The sequence below is a fragment of the Plantibacter sp. H53 genome (assembly GCF_001650455.1).
GTDB lineage: Bacteria > Actinomycetota > Actinomycetes > Actinomycetales > Microbacteriaceae > Plantibacter > Plantibacter flavus_A.
This window is the reverse complement of sequence record NZ_LWCT01000013.1, coordinates 228,825-253,141: the sequence shown is the minus strand read 5'-3', so window position 1 is coordinate 253,141 and position 24,317 is coordinate 228,825. Positions and strand designations below refer to the sequence as shown.

24 protein-coding genes are annotated in these 24,317 nt (G+C 70.0%); 6 read left to right on the top strand and 18 right to left on the bottom strand.

Going from position 1 to position 24,317, the window contains the following annotated elements; all coding sequences use genetic code 11:
• The 3 genes from A4X17_RS09210 to nusA all read right to left on the bottom strand — a co-directional run.
• Positions 1-252, bottom strand: a 252-nt coding sequence (locus A4X17_RS09210) for a translation initiation factor IF-2 N-terminal domain-containing protein (RefSeq protein ID WP_157583413.1), incomplete at its 3' end; no start/stop codon positions are given.
• Between the two features lie 287 nt (positions 253-539).
• Positions 540-809, bottom strand: coding sequence for a YlxR family protein (locus A4X17_RS09205; RefSeq protein WP_064295349.1), 270 nt, complete (start codon positions 807-809; stop codon positions 540-542).
• 5 nt (positions 810-814) lie between these two features.
• The gene (nusA, locus tag A4X17_RS09200) at positions 815-1,816 is read right to left on the bottom strand and encodes a transcription termination factor NusA (RefSeq protein ID WP_064295348.1); all 1,002 of its coding nucleotides are present in this window, start codon (positions 1,814-1,816) and stop codon (positions 815-817) included.
• A 249-nt stretch (positions 1,817-2,065) separates the two neighbouring features.
• On the opposite strand from nusA, the gene A4X17_RS09195 reads away from it, so the two are divergent.
• Together A4X17_RS09195 and A4X17_RS09190 are read left to right on the top strand one after the other, a co-directional pair.
• On the top strand, positions 2,066-3,733 hold the full coding sequence (locus A4X17_RS09195; protein ID WP_197479046.1) for a HAMP domain-containing sensor histidine kinase: 1,668 nt from the start codon (positions 2,066-2,068) through the stop codon (positions 3,731-3,733).
• Positions 3,730-4,410, top strand: a complete 681-nt coding sequence (locus A4X17_RS09190; RefSeq protein ID WP_064295346.1) for a response regulator transcription factor — start codon at positions 3,730-3,732, stop codon at positions 4,408-4,410. The genes A4X17_RS09195 and A4X17_RS09190 overlap by 4 nt, the downstream gene beginning before the upstream one ends.
• Before the next feature lie 47 nt (positions 4,411-4,457).
• Here the strand turns inward: A4X17_RS09190 and A4X17_RS09185 are convergent, their stop codons facing one another.
• From A4X17_RS09185 to A4X17_RS09155, 7 genes are read right to left on the bottom strand one after another with little or no spacing between them, the layout of a single operon-like run.
• Positions 4,458-6,215, bottom strand: coding sequence for a proline--tRNA ligase (locus A4X17_RS09185; protein ID WP_064295345.1), 1,758 nt, complete (start codon positions 6,213-6,215; stop codon positions 4,458-4,460).
• Between the two features lie 41 nt (positions 6,216-6,256).
• Positions 6,257-7,405, bottom strand: a complete 1,149-nt coding sequence (locus tag A4X17_RS19450; RefSeq protein ID WP_064295344.1) for a hypothetical protein — start codon at positions 7,403-7,405, stop codon at positions 6,257-6,259.
• Positions 7,402-8,442 (bottom strand): VWA domain-containing protein, encoded by a 1,041-nt coding sequence (locus A4X17_RS09175; protein WP_064295343.1) that lies wholly within the window; start codon positions 8,440-8,442, stop codon positions 7,402-7,404. Before A4X17_RS09175 ends, A4X17_RS19450 begins: the two co-directional genes overlap by 4 nt.
• On the bottom strand, positions 8,439-9,437 hold the full coding sequence (locus tag A4X17_RS09170) for a VWA domain-containing protein (RefSeq protein ID WP_064295342.1): 999 nt from the start codon (positions 9,435-9,437) through the stop codon (positions 8,439-8,441). The genes A4X17_RS09175 and A4X17_RS09170 overlap by 4 nt, the downstream gene beginning before the upstream one ends.
• A complete protein-coding gene (locus A4X17_RS09165) occupies positions 9,428-9,895 on the bottom strand; it encodes a hypothetical protein (RefSeq protein WP_064295341.1) in 468 nt (155 codons plus the stop codon). The genes A4X17_RS09170 and A4X17_RS09165 overlap by 10 nt, the downstream gene beginning before the upstream one ends.
• Positions 9,882-10,772 carry a DUF58 domain-containing protein gene (locus A4X17_RS09160; protein ID WP_231884340.1) on the bottom strand — a complete coding sequence of 297 codons (891 nt, stop codon included), beginning with the start codon at positions 10,770-10,772 and terminating at the stop codon, positions 9,882-9,884. Before A4X17_RS09160 ends, A4X17_RS09165 begins: the two co-directional genes overlap by 14 nt.
• A gap of 4 nt (positions 10,773-10,776) precedes the next feature.
• Positions 10,777-11,778: a MoxR family ATPase gene (locus tag A4X17_RS09155; RefSeq protein ID WP_064295340.1), complete on the bottom strand. Its 1,002-nt coding sequence runs from the start codon at positions 11,776-11,778 to the stop codon at positions 10,777-10,779.
• A 198-nt stretch (positions 11,779-11,976) separates the two neighbouring features.
• Here A4X17_RS09155 and A4X17_RS09150 point away from each other — a divergent pair, with 198 nt between their 5' ends.
• The 3 genes from A4X17_RS09150 to A4X17_RS09140 are packed head-to-tail and all read left to right on the top strand — an operon-like array spanning position 11,977 to position 15,516.
• A complete protein-coding gene (locus tag A4X17_RS09150; protein WP_064295339.1) occupies positions 11,977-13,251 on the top strand; it encodes an acylneuraminate cytidylyltransferase in 1,275 nt (424 codons plus the stop codon).
• Entirely contained in the window at positions 13,248-14,177 is a 930-nt protein-coding gene (locus A4X17_RS09145; RefSeq protein WP_082916046.1) for an N-acetylneuraminate synthase family protein, read from the top strand. The genes A4X17_RS09150 and A4X17_RS09145 overlap by 4 nt, the downstream gene beginning before the upstream one ends.
• Before the next feature lie 31 nt (positions 14,178-14,208).
• Entirely contained in the window at positions 14,209-15,516 is a 1,308-nt protein-coding gene (locus tag A4X17_RS09140) for a DUF6716 putative glycosyltransferase (protein ID WP_197479045.1), read from the top strand.
• A 44-nt stretch (positions 15,517-15,560) separates the two neighbouring features.
• Here A4X17_RS09140 and ispG read toward each other — a convergent pair whose 3' ends face one another.
• The 7 genes from ispG to A4X17_RS09105 all read right to left on the bottom strand — a co-directional run bounded on the left by ispG (position 15,561) and on the right by A4X17_RS09105 (position 22,793).
• Positions 15,561-16,721, bottom strand: a complete 1,161-nt coding sequence (ispG, locus tag A4X17_RS09135; protein ID WP_064295337.1) for a flavodoxin-dependent (E)-4-hydroxy-3-methylbut-2-enyl-diphosphate synthase — start codon at positions 16,719-16,721, stop codon at positions 15,561-15,563.
• Between the two features lie 76 nt (positions 16,722-16,797).
• A complete protein-coding gene (locus A4X17_RS09130; RefSeq protein ID WP_064295336.1) occupies positions 16,798-17,136 on the bottom strand; it encodes a hypothetical protein in 339 nt (112 codons plus the stop codon).
• Between the two features lie 134 nt (positions 17,137-17,270).
• Positions 17,271-17,930: a response regulator transcription factor gene (locus A4X17_RS09125; RefSeq protein WP_064295335.1), complete on the bottom strand. Its 660-nt coding sequence runs from the start codon at positions 17,928-17,930 to the stop codon at positions 17,271-17,273.
• Positions 17,927-19,135, bottom strand: a complete 1,209-nt coding sequence (locus A4X17_RS09120; RefSeq protein WP_082916045.1) for a sensor histidine kinase — start codon at positions 19,133-19,135, stop codon at positions 17,927-17,929. Before A4X17_RS09120 ends, A4X17_RS09125 begins: the two co-directional genes overlap by 4 nt.
• 124 nt (positions 19,136-19,259) lie before the next feature.
• Complete coding sequence (locus A4X17_RS09115) at positions 19,260-20,594, bottom strand: RIP metalloprotease (protein WP_064295333.1); 1,335 nt, start codon at positions 20,592-20,594, stop codon at positions 19,260-19,262.
• An 85-nt stretch (positions 20,595-20,679) separates the two neighbouring features.
• The gene (locus A4X17_RS09110) at positions 20,680-21,759 is read right to left on the bottom strand and encodes a 1-deoxy-D-xylulose-5-phosphate reductoisomerase (protein WP_064295332.1); all 1,080 of its coding nucleotides are present in this window, start codon (positions 21,757-21,759) and stop codon (positions 20,680-20,682) included.
• Positions 21,760-21,794: 35 nt separating this feature from the next.
• Positions 21,795-22,793 carry an FKBP-type peptidyl-prolyl cis-trans isomerase gene (locus A4X17_RS09105; protein ID WP_064295331.1) on the bottom strand — a complete coding sequence of 333 codons (999 nt, stop codon included), beginning with the start codon at positions 22,791-22,793 and terminating at the stop codon, positions 21,795-21,797.
• Between the two features lie 146 nt (positions 22,794-22,939).
• Between A4X17_RS09105 and A4X17_RS09100 the strand changes: the two genes are divergently transcribed.
• Positions 22,940-23,752, top strand: coding sequence for a 1-acyl-sn-glycerol-3-phosphate acyltransferase (locus A4X17_RS09100; protein WP_082916044.1), 813 nt, complete (start codon positions 22,940-22,942; stop codon positions 23,750-23,752).
• Positions 23,753-23,773: 21 nt separating this feature from the next.
• Here the strand turns inward: A4X17_RS09100 and A4X17_RS09095 are convergent, their stop codons facing one another.
• The gene (locus A4X17_RS09095) at positions 23,774-24,253 is read right to left on the bottom strand and encodes an OsmC family protein (protein WP_064295377.1); all 480 of its coding nucleotides are present in this window, start codon (positions 24,251-24,253) and stop codon (positions 23,774-23,776) included.
• Between the last annotated feature and the right edge of the window lie 64 nt (positions 24,254-24,317).

Here is a 24,317-nt window from a genome sequence, read left to right as displayed (position 1 = left end):
AGCCTTCGGTGCGGCGGGGCCCGGGGTCGGAGCGCCGGGCGTGGCCGGACGCTTCGCCGGGGCGGCGGGGGCGGCTGACGCCTTCGCGCCCTCGGCCTCGAGGGCGGCGCGCAGCTTGCGGGCCACCGGTGGTTCGATACTGGAAGACGGTCCCTTGACGAACTCGCCCAATTCCTTGAGCTTCGCCATGGCGATCTTGCTGTCTACTCCGAGTTCGGATGCGATCTCGTGTACACGTGGTTTTGCAGCCACAATTCTCCTGTCTGAGCTTGCACCCAGGCAGGGGCAAGCGTTAGTGGTGGACGGTGCTCATTTCGAGCCGCTCATGAGTTGTCCATTAGCCGTTCAGCCTGTTCTCTCGGAATGCCGCACCCGGGTGGGGCGGCAGCAGGATGGAGGCCCGGGATCCGGGCCTGATACCTGCGGTGGGGAGCACGGTGTGCGCCGGAGCGCTCTCGCGTGCACTCACCATCGTACACCCCGACCCTGGGTGCGGGCTCACCACCGGGTCGTGAGCGGGTCGTTCGAGCCCGACGACGTCATTCAGCCGTCGGCGCGGCCGGTTCCGTCGACACGAAGGCCTGGACCGCCGACGGGTCGGGTCCCGCATGCAATCTGAGCGCCCTCGTGAACGCCCGACGCTGCACCGCCTGGTCGACGCACGCCGACGTCGGGTGCACCCAGGATCCGCGACCCGGCAGGCGCGCCGCGGCGTCGGGGACGAGCGCCCCTTCGACCGCGACGACGCGCAGCAGTGCCGAGCGCGGCTCGCGACGGCGACAGCCGACGCAGGTCCGCACCGGTTCCATCCGGCTCAGTCCGATTCGAGGATCGAGTCCGGCTGGATGTCGATCTTGGCGCCGGTGAGCTTGGCGGCGAGACGGGCGTTCTGCCCCTCCTTGCCGATCGCGAGCGACAGCTGGTAGTCCGGCACGAGCGCCCGGACGGCCTTGAGCGACTGGTCGATGACGTACGAGCTCGTGACCTTGGCCGGGGAGAGCGCGTTCGCGACGAACGTCGGCAGATCGGGCGAGTAGTCGACGATGTCGATTTTCTCGGCGCCCAGCTCGTCGGTGACCGCGCGGACGCGACGCCCGAGCTCACCGATGCAGGCGCCCTTGGCGTTGATGCTCGGGTCGTTCGCCTTCACCGCGATCTTGGTCCGGTGTCCGGCCTCGCGAGCGAGCGAGACGATCTCGACGATGCCGGATGCGATCTCCGGGACCTCCAACGCGAACAGCTTCCGTACGAGTCCGGGGTGGGTGCGCGAGACGGTGATCTGCGGACCCTTGAGGCCCTTCGTCACGCTCGTCACGTACACGCGGATGCGTGCACCGTGCGGGTACTCCTCACCGGCCACCTGCTCCTCGGGCGGAAGGATCGCCTCGATGGTGCCGAGGTCGACGTGGATCATGCGCGGGTTCGGGCCCTGCTGGATGACGCCCGCGATGATGTCGCCCTCGCGGCCCTTGAACTCACCGAGGACGGCGTCGTCCTGGATGTCGCGGAGCCGCTGGAAGATGACCTGCTTCGCGGCGAAGGCGGCGATGCGACCGAAGTCGTCCGGCGTGCTCTCAGCCTCCCCGATCAGGACACCCTCGTCGTCGAACTCGGGCACGAACACCCCGACGTGGCCGGTCTTGCGGTCGAGCTGGACGCGGGCCGCCGGGACGTCGCCGCGTGCGGTGGTGTCGGTACCCTCGGTGCTCTTCAGGTACGCACTCAGGATGGCCTGCTCGATGATCACGACGAGCTCCTCGAGCGGGATCTCCTTCTCGCGTTCGATCGACTTCAACAAACCGAGATCGATGTCCATCGATGGCCTCCTCTATTCAACTGGTGGTGCCGCGGCAAGACGTGCAGCGGCACGACGGGCATGCTGCTGCCGTGCTGCCGAACCCGTCTGTCTACGGTACCGGATGCCGAGGGGTACGTCATCCACCCAGCTGGGAAGCGGCCGCGCGTCCTCGAGGGGCGCCGCCCCGGCTCGACCCCGTCTCGGGGCGGGTGACATGATTGGCCAATGGTCTTGGGCGAGCTGCGGAACGTCATGCGGAGCACGAGGGTGAGGATCCTCGTCGCGATCCTGCTCGCGACGACGCTCGCGATGACGCTCGTGGGCGTCTCCACCTACACGCTCGGCCGGCAGCAGACCCTCGCGACCATCGACGCCCGCCTGGAGCACAGCGCCGAGCTCATCGCCTTCATGGTGGTCGGTTCCGGCGACTCCGCCGACGCCCCGGCGACGAGCGACGCGGCCGTCGACGCCGTGATGCGACGCTGGATCTTCGCCGAGGACGAGACCGCCATCGGTGTGCGCGCCGACGGCTCGACGGTCGCGCCCAGCGCCCCGTCCGCCTTCCGGCTGGACGACGACCCGCGGCTGCTCGACACCATCACGGCCCGCGCGTCCCGCGGCGTCGTCACGGGTGAGGCAACCGGTGACCGCACCGTGCGGTACGCGATCATCCCGGTGCAGGTCGTCGGCGACCCGAGTGTGGCCCACGTCGTCATCGCCACGGACGTGCACGCGGCGCTCGCGGAGTCCCGAGGCATCCTCGCCGTCGAGATCGTGGTCGCCGTGGTGTGCCTGCTCCTGCTCGGCCTCGTCGGCTGGCAGCTCGCGGGCGGACTGCTCCACCCCATCCGGCTGCTGCGGGACGCCGCGGCCCGCATCACCGAGTCGGACCTCGACGAGCGCATCCCGGTCGTCGGTCGCGACGACGTCTCGGAGCTCACCACGACCGTGAACGGCATGCTGGACCGCCTCGACGAGGCCTTCACCAGTCAACGCCAGCTGCTCGACGACGTCGGCCACGAGCTGAAGACGCCGCTGACGATCGTGCGCGGACACCTCGAGCTCCTCGATCCGTCCGACCCCGCGGAGGTGGCCGCCACCCGGGACCTCGCCCTCGACGAACTCGACCGGATGAGCTCCCTCGTCGCCGACATCACCGAGCTCTCGACGGCCGGACTCGCGTCGACCCTCGACCGGGAGCCGGTCGACATCGAGGCGTTCACCGCCTCCGTCCACGAGAAGGCCACGGCGATCTCGCCCGAACACGAGTGGACCCTGGGCGAGCAGGCCGCACTCACCGCCGACGTCGACGCCGGGCGCCTGGCCCAGGCCTGGCTACAGCTCGCGGACAACGCCGCGAAGTACTCCCCGGCCGGGTCGACGATCGTGATCTCGAGCCGGTTCGACGAGTCGGACGATCCGGCGCTCGTGCTCTCCGTCGCCGACGACGGGCCCGGGGTGCCGGAGGCGCTCCGCGAACGCATCTTCGACCGGTTCACCCGGGTGAGCGGTGGACGGGGTGTCGCCGGCTCCGGCCTCGGCCTGTCGATCGTGCAGGCGATCGCCGCAGCACACGGCGGATGGGCCGAGGTCGAGGACACGCGGCAGGCCGGCTCACTCTTCAGCATCCGACTGCCGCTCGCGGTGGCGGACGACGACGAGGGATCCGACACGGACCTCGACCTCGACCCGGACGAGACCGCGGCGATCCCCCGCAGCGCGATGGCGCAGGCGATCGCGCTGCGAGAGGCGCAGGCGGCTCAGGATGCCGCTGAGGCGCAGACGACCGCGGCGATGCAGGCCGGACCGACACCCGGCGATGCACGCCCCGCGAACGACGAACCACCACGCTCGCGAGCACCGTCCCCTGAGGACGACTTCCCGGACCTCGTCGACACCTCGGCTCGGCGGAGTGCGCCGGAGGACCACGCATGAGCCGGATCCTGGTCGCCGAGGACGAGACGCGGATCTCCGCGTTCGTGAGCAAGGGCCTGCGTGCCGCCGGACACACGGCGGACGTGACGGTCGACGGCTCGCAGGTCGTCGAGCTGGCGGAGAGCGGCGACTTCGACCTGCTCGTCCTCGACATCGGACTCCCCGGTGTCGACGGCTTCGAGGTGCTCAGACGGCTCCGCGACGACGGCAGCGAGCTCCCCGTCATCATCCTGACCGCCCGTGATTCCGCGCGGGACCTCGTGGCGGGCCTCGACGGCGGAGCGAACGACTACATGTCGAAGCCCTTCCGGTTCGAGGAGCTCCTGGCCAGGATCCGCCGACGCCTGGCCGAGCGGGCTCCGGCGTCGACCACCGCCGTCCAGGAACGGTTGTCGGTCGGTCATCTGGAGCTCGAGCTACGCGAACGACGCGTCCTCGTCGACGGGGTGCCGGTCGAGCTGTCCACCCGCGAGTTCGCCCTCGCCGAGGAGTTCTTCCGCCACCCGGACCAGATCCTCAGCCGTGAGGAACTCCTCAGCCGGGTCTGGGGCTACGACTTCGACCCCGGTTCGAACGTCGTCGACGTCTACGTGCGGTATCTCCGGAACAAAATCGGCAAGGACGCCATCGCGACGGTCCGCGGGGCCGGCTACCGCCTCAGCACGAGAGCGCAGTAGCGGTCGTCATCCCGTCCGGATGACGACCGCTACTGCGCTCTCGCGGCTCAGAGGGCGAGGTCGGCGATCGCGACCCGGTCCTTCGTGCCGGCGGCCCGGTCCCAGAGCTCGACGAAGCCCTCGGTGGCCTCGCGACCGACGACCACCACGACGGGCACGCCGATCAGCTCGGCGTCGCCGAACTTGACGCCCGGGGACACCTTGCCGGTGCGGTCGTCGTAGAGGACGTCCTTCCCGCTCGCCTCGAGGGAGGCGACGAGTTCCTCGGCCACCTCGAAGATCGCCGCGTCGCGTCCTGCTGCGACGACGTGCACGTCGAACGGGGCGACGGCCTTCGGCCAGATGAGACCGCGCTCGTCGTTGTTGCCCTCGGCGATGATCGCGAGGATGCGCGTGATCCCGATGCCGTAGGAGCCCATGGTCACCGTGACGAGCTTGCCGTTCTCGTCGAGCACCTTCAGTCCGAGCGCCTCGGCGTACTTGCGCCCGAGCTGGAAGACGTGCCCGATCTCCATGCCCCGAGCGAGCTCGACCGGTCCGGAGCCGTCGGGCGCGGGGTCACCGGCGCGGACCTCCGCCGCCTCGACGAAGCCGTCGGCGGTGAAGTCCCGCCCGGCCACAAGGCCGAAGACGTGCTGCTGATCGACGTTCGCACCGGTGATCCACTCGGTGCCGTCGACGACCCGGGGGTCGAGGAAGTACCGGATCTCCGTCGCCGACTCCTCGCCGAGGACGGGCCCCTGCGGGGACCACGGTCCGATGTAGCCCTTGACGAGCCCGGCGTTCGCGGCGAAGTCCGCTTCGGTCGCGGCCTCCACCTCCGCGGGGCTGAAGGCCACCTCGACGCGCTTGAGGTCGACGTCGCGGTCGCCCGGCAGGCCGATGACGACCATCTCGCGCGTGCCGTCGAGGTGCCGCAGTGCCAGCACGACGTTCTTGAGGGTGTCGGCGGCAGTCCAGGCCCGTCCGTCGTCGCGCGGGTGCCGCTCGTTGGCGAGGTCGACGAGCGTCGAGATCGTCGGGGTGTTCGGCGAGTCGAAGACCGTCGCGGGTGCCAGACCCTCGACGGGGCGGGCCTCCGGGACCTCGGTGGTGTAGGCCTCGACGTTGGCTGCGTACCCGCCGGCCGAACGCACGAAGGTGTCCTCACCGACCGCGGTGGGGTGCAGGAACTCCTCGCTGCGCGAACCGCCCATCGCGCCGGCGTCGGCCTGCACGATCTCGTACTCGAGGCCGAGCCGCGTGAAGATGCGCTCGTAGGCGTCGCGCTGCGCCTGGTAGCTCGCGTCGAGCCCGGCGTCGGACACGTCGAACGAGTAGGCGTCCTTCATCGTGAACTCACGACCGCGCAGGAGGCCTGCCCGGGGACGGGCCTCGTCGCGGTACTTGTCCTGGATCTGGTAGATCGACAGGGGCAGGTCCTTGTAGGAGGAGTACAGGTCTTTCACGAGCAGGGTGAAGACCTCCTCGTGTGTCGGCGCCAGCAGGTAGTCGGCACCCTTGCGGTCGTGCAGGCGGAAGAGGGCGTCGCCGTACTCCTCCCACCGGCCGGTGACCTCGTAGGGCTCGCGCGGCAAGAGCGCGGGGAAGTGCACCTCGAACGCGCCGGCGTTCGCCATCTCCTCGCGGACGATGGCCTCGATCTTGTTCTTCACCCGCAACCCGAGCGGCAACCAGGCGAAGACGCCCGGCGCCTGGCGTCGGATGTACCCCGCCCGCACCAGCAGGCGGTGACTCGTCACCTCCGCGTCGGAAGGGTCTTCACGGAGCGTACGGAGGAAGTAATTCGAAAGGCGCGTAACCACCTGTCCATGCTAGTCCGTCACACGCAGGCAGCCCGGAACCGCTACCAGGGGCGATCGGCGAAGTTCCCGTTGTCGTTGTTCCGACCGCGGTTCTTGGCGTCCTCGGTCGACTTGTCCTGCTGGGCGTCCTGGCCGGCGTCCTTCAACTTGTCGACCTTCCCGTCGACCTCGCTGTCCCCGGTGCCGCTCGAGCCGCTCGCGTCGCCGTCGCCCTGTCCCCCGTTCGAAGGATCCTGCTGGCCCCGCCCGCCGGACCGGTCGCGCTGGTCGGTCGCATCCTGACGTTTGCGGTCGATGCGATCGCCGGTGTCCTGCAGGTTCTCACCGGGCGTGCCCTTCGGATCGATCACGTCGGGCTGCTGCCCGGTGCCGCCCTGATCGCCCTGGCCGCCTTGGTTCCCTTGGTCGCCCTGATCCCCTTGGTCGCCCTGGTCCCCTTGGTCGCCCTGGTCCCCTTGGTCACCCTGGCCGCCTTGGTCGCCCTGATCCCCCTGGCCGCCTTGGTCACCCTGCTCCCCTTGCTCACCCTGGTCGCCCTGGTCGTCTTGACCGCCCTGACCACCTTGATCGCCCTCATCCCCCTGGCCACCCTGGTCCTGCTGGTCCTGCTGGTCCTCGTTCTGCTCCTGGGACTCCCCCTCGAAGCAGCCCTCGCCCTCGTCGACGATGCGCTTCGCGGTGTCGTAGAGGTTGATGGCGCCCTGGAAGAACTGGCCCTTCACGTACTCGTCGGCCTGGGTCTCGTACGCGCGCGCCAGGTTGACCCGGACGATGCAGGCGGTCTCCTCCGTCGGCGCGAGCTCGAGCGCCTTCCCGAGGTCGTCGGTCCCCTGCACCCAGTCCTGTCCGGCCGCGGCTGCGGTGCCCCGGTCGAACCAGGCGATCCACGGCTCGACGACGTTCGCCGTGAAGAGGTGCCCCGCGCTCAACTGCGCCCCGGAGTAGTCCTCGGCGCGGTACTCGGCGATCGCCGACTGCGCGACGACCGGCAGACTCACGAACTTGACCCCGACGACGAGGGCGACGAGGACCAGCGGAAGGGACCACCAGAACAGCCGACGGCGCAACCGGGTGACCTCGGCCGGGGCCAGCGGCGGACGCCGCGGTTCCTCGAACCGTGGCCGTGGCTCCGGGCTGCGCGGCGCGTCGTCGGCCCGGTCGGTCCGGGTCCGCTCGTCGAAGAGGGTCATGCCCGCCCACCCTTCGTCCGTCGGAGCTCGCCCAGCGCGCCGACCAGGCCGGGGAGCTCGGTGAGGAGCAGCACACCGAACCCGAGCGCGAACACCCAGTACAGCTCATCGGTGCGCCGGATGTCCACCTCGTCCTCGACGGTGACGCCGCCGACGGCGAGGCCGTCGAGTGCGTCGTCGAGCGACGCACCCGGTGTCCTGATCTCCGCTTCGACGCCGAGCTGCGACGCGATCGTCTCGAGCGCGCCCGGATCCAGCCGGGACACGGCGGGCTCACCGGTCGAGTAGTCCTGGATGTAGCGGACGCTGCCGTCCTGGTATCCCGAGAACTCGCGCATGGTCCCGCCGGCCTCGGTCCCGTAGCCGAGCACACCACCGCCGCCGATGAGCGGTGCGATGCTCTCGAACGACCCGGGCGCCGCGCCGCTCGTCTGCTCGCCGTCACCGAGGTAGAACATGATCCGGTTCCGACCCGGTTCCTGCTCCTCGGCCTGGGTCAGCAGCGTGGTCATGAACTCCACCGGCGCGTCGATGCTGCTGCCGCGGGAGTAGGTGGTGATCTCCTGCGTCATCGCCTCCGCGGCCGACCGGAGCGCCGTCGCGTCCGTCGTGAGGGGCATGCGCTGGACGGCCACGGCGTCGAACGTCACGAGCGCGTAGCGGGCACCGGCCAGCCGGTCGGCGATACCGGTGATGTCGGCCTTCGCTCCGTCGAGCCGGGTCGGCGGCTTCGGGGCGCCGTTCTCGTCCGTCCCCGATGCGGCCTCGTCCGACCAGTCCTCGGCGGCCATCGAACTCGTCGTGTCCACGACGAAGTAGACGTCGAGGTCGCCCATCGCGGACGGCGGGCGATGGTTGCCGGGGATGGTCGGTCGGAGGGCGATGACCACGAGCACGACGACCATGGCCAGTCGGGCGATCCAGTGCCAGGCTCCTGGCCGCCGCACCCCGGCGAGGAACTGCCAGACGGCGAAGGCCGCGAGGACGGTGCCGAGCACGGCGATGGCCCAGATCGGCAGAACGGGGTTGATGGTCATCGGCGCAACCTCCAGGCGAGCAGCATGAGCGCCGCGAGGCCGCCGAACGCCGCCAGCACGAACACGAACGGCTCGTCGACCTGCACGAGCTGTTTGGCGCCCTTCAGCGTCTTCGTCTGCTCAGCCGTGATCTGCTGGACGATGCCGCCGACCGCGCCGGGGTCGGCTAGCGCGTAGTAGTCCCCGCCGGTGGACGTCACGACCTCGTCCATCTCCGCGGCGAGGTCGTCGAGGTAGTCCTTGCTGGAGACGTCGCCGGGGTTGATCCCGTACACCGTCACGTCCTGCGCCTTCGCATAGGCGCCGGCCTCCTTGAGCGTGAGGATCGGCTCGCCGGCGACGTAGTTGTCGGTCGCGAGCACGATCGAGCGGGACCGTTCCTCGCCGACCTGGTCGAACCGCATGACGCAGGACCCGAGACCGTCGCCGATGAGGGACGACCCGTTCCCGAGATCGGTGCCGTTCCAGTACTCGTAGTCGCTCTCCGGCGAGGTGAGGTCCTCGACGAGGTGGTCGAGCTGCGCGGCCACGTAGTCGTAGTCGCTCGTCAGCGGGAAGTACGTGGTCGCCGACGCGTTGAACAGGACAAGCGCGATCCGCTCACCGTCGAACCGCTGCACGAGCTTCTCGAACACCCCGACCAGCGCGGCGTCGTACTCCGTCATCGACCCGGACACGTCGAGGCAGAGCACGATGTCGCGGTTGCGCAGTTCGGGCTGGAACACCGTCGTGCTCACCACGCGGGACCCGAGGGCCATGCCGGCGAGCAGCAGCACCCCCAGCGCGGCGATCGTCGCGATGATGAGGCGCCGGTACCGCGACAGCGCGCGACGGTATCCGGGGAGTGCGGTGAGCCGTTCGGAGTGCGCGACCCACAGGGGCTCGGCGTTCACCCTCCGGCGCCGCCCGGTACGGGCCACGAGGACGACGGCGGCGACCACCGCGGCCACGGCGAGGAGCCAGACGAGCGGCATCCACCAGTAGATCAGCTCCACGTCGTCACCACCTGGCGCGCGAGCATGGCCGCCTCGGCGACGCTGCCGGTCTCGGCCTCGCGGAATTCGACCGGGTAGTAGGCCGAAACGGCACGACTGAGTGGCGCGAGTCCGGCGCGATCGAGGTCTGCGAGCGTCATGACCTGGGCACGGACGCCGCTGGACTCGTGCGCGTACATCCGGAGGATCGCGCCGAGCCGTTGGTGGGCGCGCCGCGTGCTCAGGGCGCCGTCCCCGTGCTCGCGCTCGATCTCGCCGATGAGCGCGAGGTAGCGATCGCGCAGGACGGTCGGCGACGGCTGCGGAGCAGGACGCGGAGCGCTCCCGCGCGCGCGACGGCGCACGTGGGCGAGCATCCAGACGTACCACCCGATCACGAGCGCGATGAGCACGAGTCCGAGCACCGGCCAGAGCAGCGTGTACTGGACCGGTGCGTAGTAGCCGTTATCGCCGGGCATGTCGGTGGGCCTCGAGGAGGTGGAAGAGGACGGGGACGACGTCGTCGGCGCCGGTCACGCGCTGGCCGCTGATACCGAGCTCCTCGAGCTGATCGAGGTGGCGGGCGGTCGCAATGGCGACGGCCTCGGTGAACTCGCGACGGAGCGCGTCGTTCGACCGGATGAAGGCCGGCAGGGACCGCTCGTCGGCGACGTCGACCATCGAGCGACCGGTGTACTCGGCCCGCATGAGGTCGGCGTCCCCGACCGAGATCCAGAGCACCTCGTGCTGGACGTGCAGGCGACGGAGGATCTCCGACCGCTTCGGCGCGATCTCCTCGTCGTCCGAGACGATCACGAGCAGACAGCGCTGCTTGACCGACCGTGCCGCGTAGCCGAGCAACTCGTCGAGATCGCTCTGGGGCGCCGCGAGCGATGCACGCCGGTCGATGTGCTGCAGCAGGCGTTCGAGTGCCGATTCGGTGCCGGCGGGCCGGACGAGTTCCGGTGCGGCGGCGTCACCGGCGACGAGACCGACGAGGTCGCCGTGCCGGATCGCGAGGTACCCCAGGATGCCGACCGCGAGGATGGCGACCTCGCGTTTGGTGCTCCCGCCCTCGGCGAGCGCCGCGAGATCACGACCCGTGTCGACGACGAACAGCACCTGGTGTTTCCGCGTGGCGATGTAGCGCTTCACGAGTGGAGCGCCGTGTCGGGCCGTCGCCTTCCAGTCGATGTCCTTGATCTCGTCGCCCGGCGTGTACTCGCGGAGGTCGTCGAAGTCGAGGCTCCTGCCCTGGAACACCGAGCGGTACTCGCCGTCGAGCATCCCCCGCACGCGGCGGTGGGCGTGGATGAAGAGTTTGGACTTCACCCGGTGGAGCAGCGGGGCTGACACGGGCCTACGGTGCCTGGACCGCTCCGAAGACGGCGTCGATGATCGTCTCGGGCGAGACGTCGTCGGCCGCGGCTTCGAAGTTCAGGATGATGCGGTGCCGCAGCACCTGGTGGCGGTAGCCCTTGACGTCCTCGGGGATGACGTGGTCCCGACCGGCGAGGATCGCGAGCGCCCGCGCGACGGTGCTGAACGCGATGCTGGCACGCGGGCTCGCCCCGTACTCGATGTAGCTCGCGAGCTTCGGCGGCAGGTAGTCGCTCGCATGGCGGGTCACGTAGACCGTCTGGACGATGTAGTTGAGGATCGACGCGTCGAGGTAGACCCGCTTGGCGAGGGACTGCAGGAACAGGACGTCCTCGAGGCTCACCCCCGGGCGATCCTGGTCGGTCTCGTAGAGCCCGGAGTTCACCCGACGGACGATCTCGGCCTCCTCGCCGATCGTCGGGTAGTCGAGCACCTCCTTGAGGAGGAAGCGGTCGAGCTGCGCCTCGGGAAGGTGGTACGTGCCCTCCTGCTCGATGGGGTTCTGCGTGGCGAGCACGAAGAACGGCTTCGGCAACGGATAGTGCGTGCCGCCGATGGAGGTCTGGCGTTCCTGCATCGCCTCGAGCATCGCGCTCTGGGTCTTCGCGCTCGACCGGTTGACCTCGTCGAGGAGCACGAAGTTCGCGTGCACGGGACCGAGCTGGGTCTGGAACGCACCGGTGCGGGCATCGTAGATCTGCGTGCCGATGATGTCGCTCGGCAACAGGTCGGGGGTGCACTGGATGCGTTTGAACGACGCGTTCACCGCTTGGGCGATCGATTCCGCCGCGGTCGTCTTCGCGAGTCCTGGGACACTCTCGAGCAGGACGTGTCCGCCCGAGACGAGTGCCGCGAGCAGGGTGGTGCGCAGGCCCTGCTGACCGACCACCTTCGCGTCGTAGGCACCGACGATCTCGGAGAGGATGCTGCGGGCCCGTTGCAGCTCGGCTGGCGCGATGGGGGTGCTCGGCGTCACGGTCACTGGTCTCCCTGGCGAGGCTGGCGGTCCGGACGGATGACCGTCGAACGCGGATCCGCCTGGTGGAACCCGGCGGTCCGAACAGTCTACGTGTGAAGATCCGGAGCCCGGGCTCCTCGGCCACCGGATGGCCACCAGGGCGTCGGGAGCCGTTCGCCCACCGTCCCCCTCGCGTCCACCGCCGCTTCCTACCGTGGATCGATGACATCTGCAGCGCACGGGAGGCACCCGGAGACCGACGGCGCGACGGCGATCGTCCCGGTCAGGGGCGGTTCGAAGGGGATCCACCGCAAGAACCTCAGGACGGTCCGCGGGAGCACCCTCATCGCACGGTCGGTCGAAGGACTGCTGCGGTCGGGTGGCGTCTCGCGCGTGGTCGTCACGACCGATCACCCGGACCTCGCCGCCGCCGCCGTCGCCGCCGGTGCCGAGGTCATCGACCGGCCGGCCGAACTCGCCGAGGACAGCACCTCCTCCGAGGCCGCGCTCCTCCACGCGCTCGGTGTCCTCGCGGAGCGCGGCGAGCTGACCCCCGTGACGGTGTTCGCGCAGGCGACGTCGCCCTTCCTCGACGTGGAAGCGCTCGACGACGCCGTCGCGCTGGTCTCCTCCGGGCGGGCGGACTCCGTCTTCGCCGCGGTACTCGACCACGGATTCCTCTGGACGGAGAAGACGAAGGGTGCCCGAGGGATCGGCCACGACCACCGCGAGCGTCCCCGGCGGCAGGACCGCGCCCCGCAGTACCGCGAGACCGGGTCGTTCTACGTCTTCGACACGGACGGCTTCCTCGAAGCCGGGCACCGCTTCTTCGGCCGGATCGCGCCGGCCGTCACCAGGTCCTTCGCCGCGCTCGACATCGACGAACCGGAGGATCTGCTCGTCGCCGAGGCGATCGCCGGACTCGCCGAACGCCAGCTGGGCATCCCGTCGGGCTCGGAGCGTTCCGAGCACCACCTCGACGTCGCCGCCGTCGTCACCGACTTCGACGGGGTCCACACCGACGACCGCGCCAGTATCGACGCCGACGGGGTCGAACGGGTGAGCGTCCATCGCGGTGACGGCCTCGGCGTCCGTCTGCTGCGCGAGGCCGGACTGCCGTTCCTGATCCTGTCGACCGAGCGGGTCCCGATCGTCGCCGCACGCGCGGCCAAACTCGGCGTCGACGTCGTGTACGGCTCCGCCGACAAGGCGACCGCGCTCCGCGACTGGGCCGCGGCGAAGGGCGTCCCACTCGACCGCATCGCCTACCTCGGCAACGACGTCAACGACATCCCGGCACTCGAGATCGTCGGCTGGCCGGTCGTCGTCGCCGATGCGCACCCGGAGGCGCGTGCCGTCTCCCGGCTCGTCCTGGAAAGCCGAGGCGGCGACGGCGCCGTCCGCGAACTCGCCGACCTCGTCCTCGCCGCACGCGCACGCGCGGCCCTCGACCCCCTGAAGCTGTCCACGCTGCAATCGAACGGAGCACGACCATGAGCATCCACCAGGACGCGAACGACACCACCGACCTCGACGGCCGGACGCAGCCGTCTCCCGTGCGCATCGACGGCATCCCCGTCGGCGGCGGCGCTCCCGCGTACGTCATCGGGGAGATCGGTCTCAACCACAACGGCGACGTGGAGCTCGCGAAGCGACTCATCGACGTGGCCGCCGACGCCGGCGCACAGGCCGTCAAGTTCCAGAAGCGCACGCCCGAGATCTCGACGCCGACGCACATGCGCGACGTCCCGCGGCAGACGCCGTGGGGTGAGATGAGCTACCTCGACTACCGCTACCGGGTCGAGTTCGACCGTGAGCAGTACATCGAGATCGGCGACCACGCCACCCTGCGCGGCCTCAGCTGGTTCGCCTCCCCGTGGGACGAACCGTCGGTCGACTTCCTCGAGGACCTGGGCGTCAGCGCCCACAAGGTCGCGTCCGCCTCGGTGACCGACTCGGGCCTCCTCACCCGTCTCGCCGCGACGGGGAAGCCGATCATCCTCTCGACCGGCATGTCGACGCTCGAGCAGATCGACCGCGCCGTCGAGATCCTCCGGGGCTCTCCGCTGGTCATCCTCCACGCGACCTCCACCTACCCCTTGCCCGCCGAAGAGGCGAACCTCCGGATGATCGACAGCCTCGCCGCCCGGTACCCCGGTGTGCCCATCGGGTACTCCGGCCACGAGACCGGTCTCCAGATCTCCCTCGCCGCGGTCGCCCTCGGAGCCATGATGGTGGAACGCCACATCACGCTCGACCGTGCCATGTGGGGCTCGGACCACGCCGCGTCGCTCGAACCGCACGGTTTCTCGAACCTCGTCCGCGACATCCGGGTCATCGAGACCGCCATGGGTGACGGCGTCAAGCGCATCTTCCCCGGCGAACTCGCCCCACTCGCGAAGCTGCGCAGGGTCGATGCCTGATCATGGGCCCCGCCGTCGGGTGATCGGGGTGGTGGACTCCGACTCCTTCGTGAAGTGGGGCGCCGCCACCCTCTCCCGCGCGACCGGCTGGGACGTCGACCTCGTCCTCATCGAGAGCGACGTGTCCGCCACGGACCGGCAGGTGGACATCGCCCTGCTCCACACGGCGTTCGAGGGTCGGACCGTCCGTCGCCTGTCGCTCCGACGACTCGTCGACCTCATCCGGACCGAGCAGCCGGACGGCGTGTTCGTCTCCACGCGGGGGCCGGTCGCCGAGGTCGTCATCTCGGAACTCCTCGCGCTCGGCCGCGCCACCCGCCCGGTCCTCCTCACCGGTCTCCCCGGCATCTCCATCCCGGCGAAGTGGAAGGGGATCTTCCTCCGTGCGCAGGCAGACGTCTTCGTCCTGCACAGCCACCGCGAAGTCGCCGCCTACCGTGAACTCGCGCTGATGCACGGGGTCGAGCCGGCGTTCGCGCTCGCGACCCTGCCGTTCCTGACGGACCCGGCGACCGAGCCACCGGCCGAGCCCGCCCCGCGTACCCGGGTCGTCTTCGCCGCCCAGGCCACCGTCCCGGCCGACCGCGGCGACCGGCTCCGGATCCTCTCCTGGCTGCGGACCCTCGCGATCCGGCACCGCGACCTCGACGTCGTGATCAAGGTGCGCGGCCTCGCCGGCGACCCGCAGACCCATCACGAGCACTACCCCTTCGACACCCTCCTCACCGGGCCGACACCCGACAACCTCCGGGTCGCCACCGGTTCGATGGCGGTCCACCTCGGCCACGCGGCCGGGCTCGTCACCGTGAGTTCCACGGCTGCGATCGAGGCCATCGCCGCCGGGGTGCCGGTCATCCTGCTCGATGACTTCGGTGTGGACCCGGCGCTCATCAACACCGTCTTCGAGGGCAGCGGGCTGCTCGCCTCCAAAGACGACCTCATGGCCGCCCGCTTCCGGTACCCGAACCCGGATTGGCTGCAGCAGAACTACTTCCACCCCGCCCCGGAGGACGACTGGATCCAGCGGTCGGAGGAGGCGTTCGCCGCGCGCGACCTCGGGACCCTGCCGGTCCGTCCCCGCGCACGACAGAGTCGCGGCGGCATGCTCCGCACCGGTTGGGAGCGTCGTCGGGCGTTCGGGCGGGCCGACACGAGCGCGCTGGGCACGGTCGCCTTCGTCATCGGGCGGCCACTGCAGATCGCTCGCCGTCTGGTCCGTCGCGCTCGGGGCGTCCAGCCTGCCGAGCGGCAACCGATCGCCTCCCGTCGGCTCGCACCGATCGAGACGGAGACGCCGGTGCGCGCTCCGCACGGAGCTCGTCACCGCACAGCCCGCTGACGGGATCACCGCTCGACCGGAGACTGGTCGGGCGGTGATCCGGCTCAGTTGGAGCCGACCGTCACCACCGGTGCGCCCGTGGAGGTGTCGTCCGCGGGCATCTCGGCGGCCAGACGGTTGGCCTCCTGGATGAGCGTCGCGACGATCTCCGACTCCGGCACCGTCTTGATGACCTCGCCCTTGACGAAGATCTGGCCCTTGCCGTTGCCGCTCGCGACGCCGAGGTCGGCCTCACGAGCCTCTCCGGGGCCGTTCACGACGCAGCCCATGACGGCGACCCGCAGGGGGACGCTCATCCCCTCGAGGCCGTCGGTCACGTCGTTCGCGAGCTTGTAGACGTCGACCTGGGCGCGCCCGCAGCTCGGGCAGGAGACGATCTCGAGCTTGCGCTCGCGGAGGTTCAGCGACTGCAGGATCTGCAGCCCGACCTTGATCTCCTCCGCCGGCGGCGCGGAGAGCGAGACACGGATGGTGTCGCCGATGCCCTCGGAGAGCAGGATGCCGAACGCGGTCGCGCTCTTGATGGTTCCCTGGAAGGAAGGACCTGCCTCCGTCACGCCGAGGTGCAGGGGCCAGTCGCCGCGCTCGGCGAGCAGCCGGTAGGCCTTCACCATGACGACCGGGTCGTTGTGCTTGACGGAGATCTTGAAGTCGTGGAAGTCGTGCTCCTCGAAGAGGCTCGCCTCCCAGACGGCGCTCTCGACGAGCGCTTCGGGGGTCGCCTTGCCGTACTTCTGCAGCAACCGCGGGTCGAGGGACCCGGCGTTGACGCCGATGCGGAGGGAGACGCCGGCGGCTTTCGCGCGCCGGGCGATCTCGCCGACCTGGTCGTCGAACTTCCGGATGTTGCCGGGATTGACCCGGACGGCCGCGCACCCCGCGTCGATCGCGGCGTAGACGTAGGCGGGCTGGAAGTGGATGTCGGCGATCACCGGGATCTGACTCTTCTTCGCGATGATCGGCAGCACCTCGGCGTCGTCGCGGGTCGGGACGGCCACGCGGACGATGTCGCAGCCGGAGGCCGTGAGCTCGGCGATCTGCTGGAGGGTCGCGTTGATGTTGGTCGTCTGGGTCGTCGTCATCGACTGGACGCTCACCGGGGCGTCGCCGCCGACGAGCACCTTGCCGACCTTGATCTGTCGCGACTTGCGCCGCGGGCTCAGCGTCTCGGGAACCGACGGAAGACCCAGATTGATAGCTACCACGAGCCTCAGCTTACGCGCGCGACGCCCCGCAGGCTCCCCGTGAGCTGAATGCCTGCTGGGACGTCGCGATCCACGGTCAACGGGCGGGTGGTGCCTCGCGATTCGCACGCAGGACGCCGAGCCGTTCCCGGTACTCGACCTCGTCGATGTCGCCCTGGGCGAAGCGCTCGGCGAGCGTCTGCTCGGCGCTCCGGGACCCGTCCTGATGCCAGGCCCACGGCGGGCCCTGGTGGCCGTCCGGGGACGCCCCGGACCAGGCTCGGCGACGCCACCGCCGACCGACCAGCGCGACGACGAGGACGATCACGGCGATCCAGAACGCGGGGATGAGCAGCAGCCAGAGGAGGTGGAAGCCCGGCCCGGGACCGCCGGGATGCATGGCGGTCACAGCGAGCACGATCAGGGAGGTGGACATGGAGGACTCCGTTCGTCGGGCGGACGACCACCGTCGTCCGCATCACGACCCCGAGCCTCCTCCGGATGGCGGCCGAGGGCATCCGACGATGGGACGGATCACCGGACTCCCCCGGGAGTACGACCACCCGGCGCTCAGACGCCGGGACTGACGAGCCCCGTCTCGTAGGCGATGACGACGAGTTGGACCCGGTCGCGCGCCGCGAGCTTCGACATGATGCGCGACACGTGGGTCTTCGCCGTGAGCGGGCTGAGGAACAACGCCCCTCCGATCTCCTCGTTGGTGAGTCCGCGTCCGACGAGACCCAGCACCTCGCGTTCGCGCTCGGTGAGCCCGGCGATCACGGCGTCGTCGAGCGGCGCGGCGATCGCTCCGGCGACCTGGGTGAGCAGGCGCCTCGTGACCCCGGGCGACAGCAGGGCGTCACCCGACGCGACCACACGGACGGCCCGGATGAGCTCGGCCGGCTCGGTGTCCTTCACGAGGAAGCCGCTCGCACCTGCCCGGATCGCCTGCGCGACGTACTCGTCGAGTTCGAAGGTGGTGACGACGATGATGCGGGTGGCCTCGAGCGTCGGATCAGCGACGATGGCCTCGGTGGCGGCCAGGCCGTCGCCTCCGGGCATCCTGATGTCCATGAGGACCACGTCCGGCCGCTCCCGACGGACGACCACGAGCGCCTCGTCGCCACCGGCCGCCTCACCCACGACCGCGATGTCGGGCTCCGCGTCGAGGAGGGCGCGGAACCCTCCACGGATGAGTGCCTGGTCGTCGGCGACGACCACGCGGATCACGCGACGCCTCGGACCGGCACCCGGGCCGCGACACGGAAGCCGCCGAGCGGACTCCGCCCGGTCTCGAGGGTGCCACCGAGGAGCTCGGCGCGCTCGGTCATGCCGAGGAGGCCGTTGCCGTGCTCCGCGGGCCCGGGTGGGGCACCGACTCCGTCGTCCTCCACGAGCAGGCGGTAGGTGCCGTCGACCTCGACGAGCTCGACGGACACCCGTCCGGCCTGCGCGTGCCGGAGGACGTTCGTGACGCTCTCCTGCGCGATCCGGTACAGCGCCTGCTGCACGGCCGCGCCGGGCGTGGAGACGAGGCGCAGCGCAAGCACCGCATCGACGCCCTGGTCTCGGAGGGACTGGACGAGGACGGGCAGTGCCTCGAGATCCGGGCCGGGTCGCCTCGGCGCGCCGGTCGCCGGGTCCGAAGCGGTGTCGCCGCTGCGGAGGACGTCGAGGAGTCCACGCACCTCGTCCAAGGACGTCTTACTGGCGTCCTTGATGTTCGTCAGCGCTTCGCGTGCGCGTTCGGGCTGGGTGTCCATGAGGTGGAGTCCCATCCCCGCCTGGACCGTGATCTGCGCGAGGGAATGCGCGACGACGTCGTGCAGCTCTCGTGCGATGCGCACGCGCTCCTCTTGCGCCGCGGACGCTCGTCGCTCCCCCTGACGCCTCCGGTACTCGTCGAGCTGCTCGCGTCGACTGCGGAGACCCTCCGCGACGAGGAGCGCGACGATGACGAGGACCGTCGTGGTCACGACGCGGAAACCCGACAGCTCCGAGCCGAGCGTGCGTGCACCGGTCAAGGAGAGCACCCACCCGAGCACCAGCGAGGAGTACGTCCAGCCGCGAGCGCCACGGGCGACGCCTGAACCGGCTGCGAAGGCCAGGGCGACGGCAGGAGGACCCCAGCTCGGACCGGCGAGCATGGAAGCGCTCGACAGGACAGCGACGGCTGCGACCGACGGGCCGGGCGCCCGCCGCGCTGCGAGCAGGCAGAGCGCTCCGGCGAGGGCCAGCAGGACGGCCGAAGCCCGAGACCACTCCGAACCGCCGGCACCTGGTCCGAAGGCGCCGTGGAAGGCGACGACGGCGGTCGCCGGCACCTGCACCAGGAGGGACACGACGACCGGCGCCCAGAGACGCCACGCAGCGCGGTCGGGTCGCCGCTCGTCGTGCACCATCCAGGGCGCCGGACCCGCTTCTCGCGTTGACATTCCTGCATGCTACTCGCGACGTGGGCCCACCGAATCGGCCGATCGGAGCCACGCTGGTACTCCCCGGGGAGTACCAGCACGCAGCGGGAGGGTCGTGCCGGCGACGAGCGGCCCCTGGCGACGGCTAGCCGAAGAGGTTGACCGGCTTGACGATGTCGGCGTACACGAGGAGCGCGCTCATGCCGCCGAGGACGATCACGACGCCGAAAGTGAGCGGGATGAGTTTCGCCGCGTCCACCGGTCCCGGATCGCGACGTCCGAAGATCTTCGCGAAGCGGCGACGGATCGCCTCCCAGAGCGCTGCTGCGACGTGCCCGCCGTCGAGGGGCAGCAGAGGGATGAGGTTGAAGACGAAGAGCGCGACGTTGAGCGACCCGAGGATGCCGAACACGGTCGCCGCCTTCGACGCGACGGGGATCTCGTCGAGGCTGACCACCTCGCCGACGACCCGTCCGACGCCCACGACGCTCATCGGCCCGTTGGGGTCGCGCTCACCGGATCCGAATGCTGCCTGCCCGACGTCGATGAGTCGCTGGGGCAGGTTCAGGATGATGTTGGCGGTCCGGGCGATCGTGTCGCCGACGGTCGGCAGGATCGTGGTGACGGGCTGCGCCACCATCTGCTGCTGCGGGGTGATGCCGACGAAACCGACCTCGTGGGTCTTCGCCGAGCCGTCGGCGTTCGTCACGATCTTGCCGGTCTGGGCGTCGACGACGTCCCGCTCGAGCAGCAACGGCGTCAGGGTGAGGTCGAGTCGCTGCTCACCGCGGGCGACCTCGAGGGCCAACGGCTTGCCCGGCGAATCCTGCACGGCCGCGGAGATCTCGGCGAAGGTGGAGATCGGGGTGCCGTCGATCGAGAGGATCGTGTCGCCCGGCTTCAGCCCTGCGGCGGCCGCCGGACCCTGCGGATCCCCCGCTGCACAGCTCTGGCGGTCGCTCGTGGACGGCAACACGCACTCGTACACCGAGGTCAGCGTGCTGCTCTGCTGGGGGACACCGAACCCCGACACGGCGATACCGATGAACAGGACGGCGAGGACGAGGTTCATGAACGGGCCGCCGAGCATGACGACGATCCGTTTCCAGACGGGCAGCCGGTAGAAGGTGCGCTCCTCGTCGCCGGCGCCGATCGTGTCGGCACTCGCCTCACGCGCGTCCTGGACCAGCGTGTCGAAGAAGCCGGTGCTGGCGTTCCGGGCGGCACCGCCGGGCTGCTTGGGCGGGAACATGCCGATCATCGAGATGTAGCCGCCGAGCGGGATCATCTTGACGCCGTACTCGGTCTCCCCCTTGCGGCGCGACCAGATGGTGCGACCGAAGCCGATCATGTACTGGGTGACCCGCACGCCGAACAGCTTCGCGGGCACGAGGTGACCGACCTCGTGCAGCCCGATGGACACGATGAGGCCCACGAGCACGATCACGATGCCGAGGAGGTAGAGGAGGACGGATTCCACGGCGTAACCCTACTCGCGCGGTCGGGTCACCGGCTGCACGCCGGCTGTACGGCCGCTCGGAAGCTTCCGACGATGAACGGGCAGGTCAACCGATGCGCTGCTGCGCGCGAGCCCTCGCCCAGCGCTCCGCCTCCGCGAGCGCCTCCCGGGTGAGCTCGCCCTCGGGTGCCTCGTGGTCGTCCACGACCGCGCTGACGGTGTCGAGGATGCCGAGGTATCCCAGCCGACCCGCGTGGAAGGCTGCAACGGCCTCCTCGTTCGCGGCGTTGAACACGGCCGGATAGGTGCGACCCTGTCCACCCACGAGTTTGGCCAGTCGCACGGCGGGGAAGGCCTCGTGATCGAGGGGCTCGAACGTCCACTGCTGGGGCGAGGTCCAATCGAGCGGGACGCCGACACCTCCGACCCGGTTGGGCCAGTCGAGCCCGAGGGAGATGGGGAGCCGCATGTCGGGCGGCGAGGCCTGGGCGATGGTGGAACCGTCGATGAACTCGACCATCGAGTGGACGATCGACTGCGGGTGGACCGTCACCTCTATGCGGTCGTACGGGACGTCGAACAGCAGGTGCGCCTCGATCATCTCGAGCCCCTTGTTGACGAGGGTCGCCGAGTTCGTCGTGACGACGAGACCCATGTCCCAGGTGGGGTGGGCGAGCGCCTCAGCCGGCGTGACGCCGACGAGCGATGCGCGGTCCCGTCCGCGGAACGGTCCTCCCGAGGCGGTCAGGACGAGCCGCCGCACCTCGGTCGCGGTGCCGGAACGGAGGGCCTGGGCGATCGCGGAATGCTCGGAGTCGACGGGCACGATCTGGCCGGGTGCCGCGATCCGCCGCACGAGGTCTCCACCGACGATGAGCGACTCCTTGTTCGCGAGCGCGAGCGTCCGGCCCGTCTCGAGCGCCGCGAGGGTCGGGCCGAGCCCGATGGAGCCCGTGATGCCGTTCAGCACCACATCGGCGTCGACACTGCGGATGAGCCGCTCGGCGTCGGCCGCGCCCAGGGCCGTGTCGTCGACGTGGAAGGCGGCGGCCTGCTCTGCGAGGAGCTCTGCGTTCGAGCCGGCCGTCAGGCCGACGACCTCGAAGCGGTCGCGGTCACCCCGGATGACGTCGAGTGCCTGCGTGCCGATCGAGCCGGTTGATCCGAGGATGATGACGCGTCTCACGGCGGTCAGTCTACGTCGGCGACCGAGTCGGCCGCTCAGCCCGCGGCGGGAGCCGTGGTGCTGCTCGCATCGAGGATATCGATGACGAACACGATGGTGTCGTCGGCCTCGATACCCGCCTGGCTGTTGCCGCCACTCGGTCCGTACCCGAGGTCGGGCGGGATGACGGCGATGACCTGCGAACCGATGTGCTGGCCGGCGATGGCGCTCGAGAAGCCCTTCACCACGGCGGACAGCTGGAAGTTGGTCGGCCCGTTGCCCCAACTCTCGTCGAAGACCTCGCCGGTCCGCCAGTTCACACCCTGGTAGTTGATGATGACCTCGGCGTCGGGCTGCACCACCGCGCCGTCGCCCTGCTTGAGCACCGCGACCTGGAGATCGGCCGGAGCGGGTTCCTCGGGGATGGTGACCGTGGGTCGTCCGGCGGTGTCGAGCTCGACCGCCGGCATCCCGGCGACGGGCTCCTGCGGGACGCCGTCCGCCTTGGCGTCGCTGTGCACCGTGCTGAGGACGTCGGCCACGACGACGAGCGGCTGGTCGGCCTGGACCGTGCCGTCGCTCGACCCCGCGGAACCGAACCCGTCGCCCGCGGTCACGAAGGCCGCGACACGGGATCCGACCGTCGTGCACTCGACGGCTCGCACGAGGCCCTTCAGGTACTTCTGATCATTGACGACGATCGCCGTGGCAGGGCTGGCGCCGTAGGCGGTCTGCGCGACGATCGAACCGGTCACGGCGTTGTAGATGGACATCTCGACGAACGTCGTGTCGCCGGGATCGATCCGCTCGCCGTCGCCCTTCGCCACGATCGTGCGTTCTGTGGTCTCTGCGGAGAGCGTGCCCTTGGCGAAGGTGACCTCGGGGATCGAGCCGAAGTCACCGCTCACGTTGATCGCCTTGGACGCCTTGCCTGCGCTCGTATCGGCGCACTCCCCCGGGCTGGCCAGCGCTTGCGACTGCGACGTCGCCGAACTGCACGCGGTCAGCGACACGAGGGACGCGATGACGGCCAGAAGGCAGAGGCTCTTGCGCACAGGGGAACTTTCGGTCGTTGCTGAGGGGTCGGTCCAGTCTCACCCACCAGGCTCCATGCTGGCTGACAGCGCGCCGAACATCCTCGGTGCACCGGCGCGCGTCAGTATGCCGGGTCGCGCATGCGTCGGCGGGTACAGTCGTGCGCATGGCCGATGAGGAGCAGACGCAGCGACGCGCCCAGGAACCTTCCGACCAGGCCACCGTCGAGCCGACGACGGCCGACACGGTGGCCACGCCCTCGAAACCCGGTGTCGTCTACTACTTCGGACGAGCCGTCCTGAACACGACGGCGAAGCTGCTCTACCGCCCCAAGATCATCGGCCGGAAGAACGTCCCGAAGCGTGGGCCGGTCATCCTGGCGAGCAACCACCTCTCCTTCATCGACAGTATCGCGATCCCCATCAGCGCCCCACGCCGGGTGCAGTTCCTGGCGAAGTCCGACTACTTCACCGGACGCGGCCTGAAGGGCTGGGTCTCGCGCACGTTCTTCACCTCGATCGGCGCTGTCGGGGTCGAACGTGGTGTCGGGCAGGCAGCGCAGGAAGCCCTCGACCAGGGACGCCGGATCCTCGAGAGCGGGGAGGCCTTCGCCATCTACCCCGAGGGCACCCGGTCGCTCGACGGACGGTTGTACCGCGGCAGGACCGGTGTCGCCTGGCTGGCACTCACCACGGGTGCGAGGGTCGTCCCGGTGGGGCTCATCGGCACCGACGACCTCATGCCGGTGGGCACGACGATCCCGAAGTTCAAACCGGTCACGGTGATCTTCGGTGAACCCATCGACGTGAGCCACCATGGACCGGCGACCTCAGGACGCGCCAGACGCAAGGCGACGGACGAGATCATGGCGGCGATCCACGCCCTCACCGGCCAGGAGCTCGCGAACGCCTACAACGAGTCGCCGCCCGCCGACACCGTCGAGCGCATCAAGCGCGCCCTCCGCCCCGAGCGGCTCTGAGCCGCGGCATCGTCCCGTTCCTCAGGCGGTCGCCGCGACCACGATCATCGGCTCATGACGGACCGGGAAGTTCACCGAATTGGCGATGAAGCACAGCTCGTTCGCGCGGGCGTGCCCGGCTCGCGCCGCCTCGACCATCGATGCATCGGCGACCGTGACCTGCGGACGCAGGACCACCTCCGTGAACGCACCGCTCCCCGCGCCGTCCTCGACCATGGTCCCGACGGCGTCGTCCGTGTAGGCCGTCACCACGACACCGAGGGTCACGGCGACGTGCAGGTACGACAGGAGATGGCACTGCGCGAGGGCCGCCAGGAGCAGCTCCTCAGGGTTCCACCGACCTGCGTCGCCGCGGAACGGTTTGTCGGCCGAGCCCTCGAGGTCGTGCTTCCCGGCGGCCGTCACCGTGAGCTCCCGGGAGTAGTCCCGGTACCCGCTCGTGCCCGTCCCGAGGTCTCCGTCCCAGCGGACGCCGATGGTGTAGTCGTGGTGGCCCGTGATCATGCCACCAGTATCCCACTGGCCTCTCCACCGCGGCCCGCGTTCGCGGCCCCGCTGTCGGGAG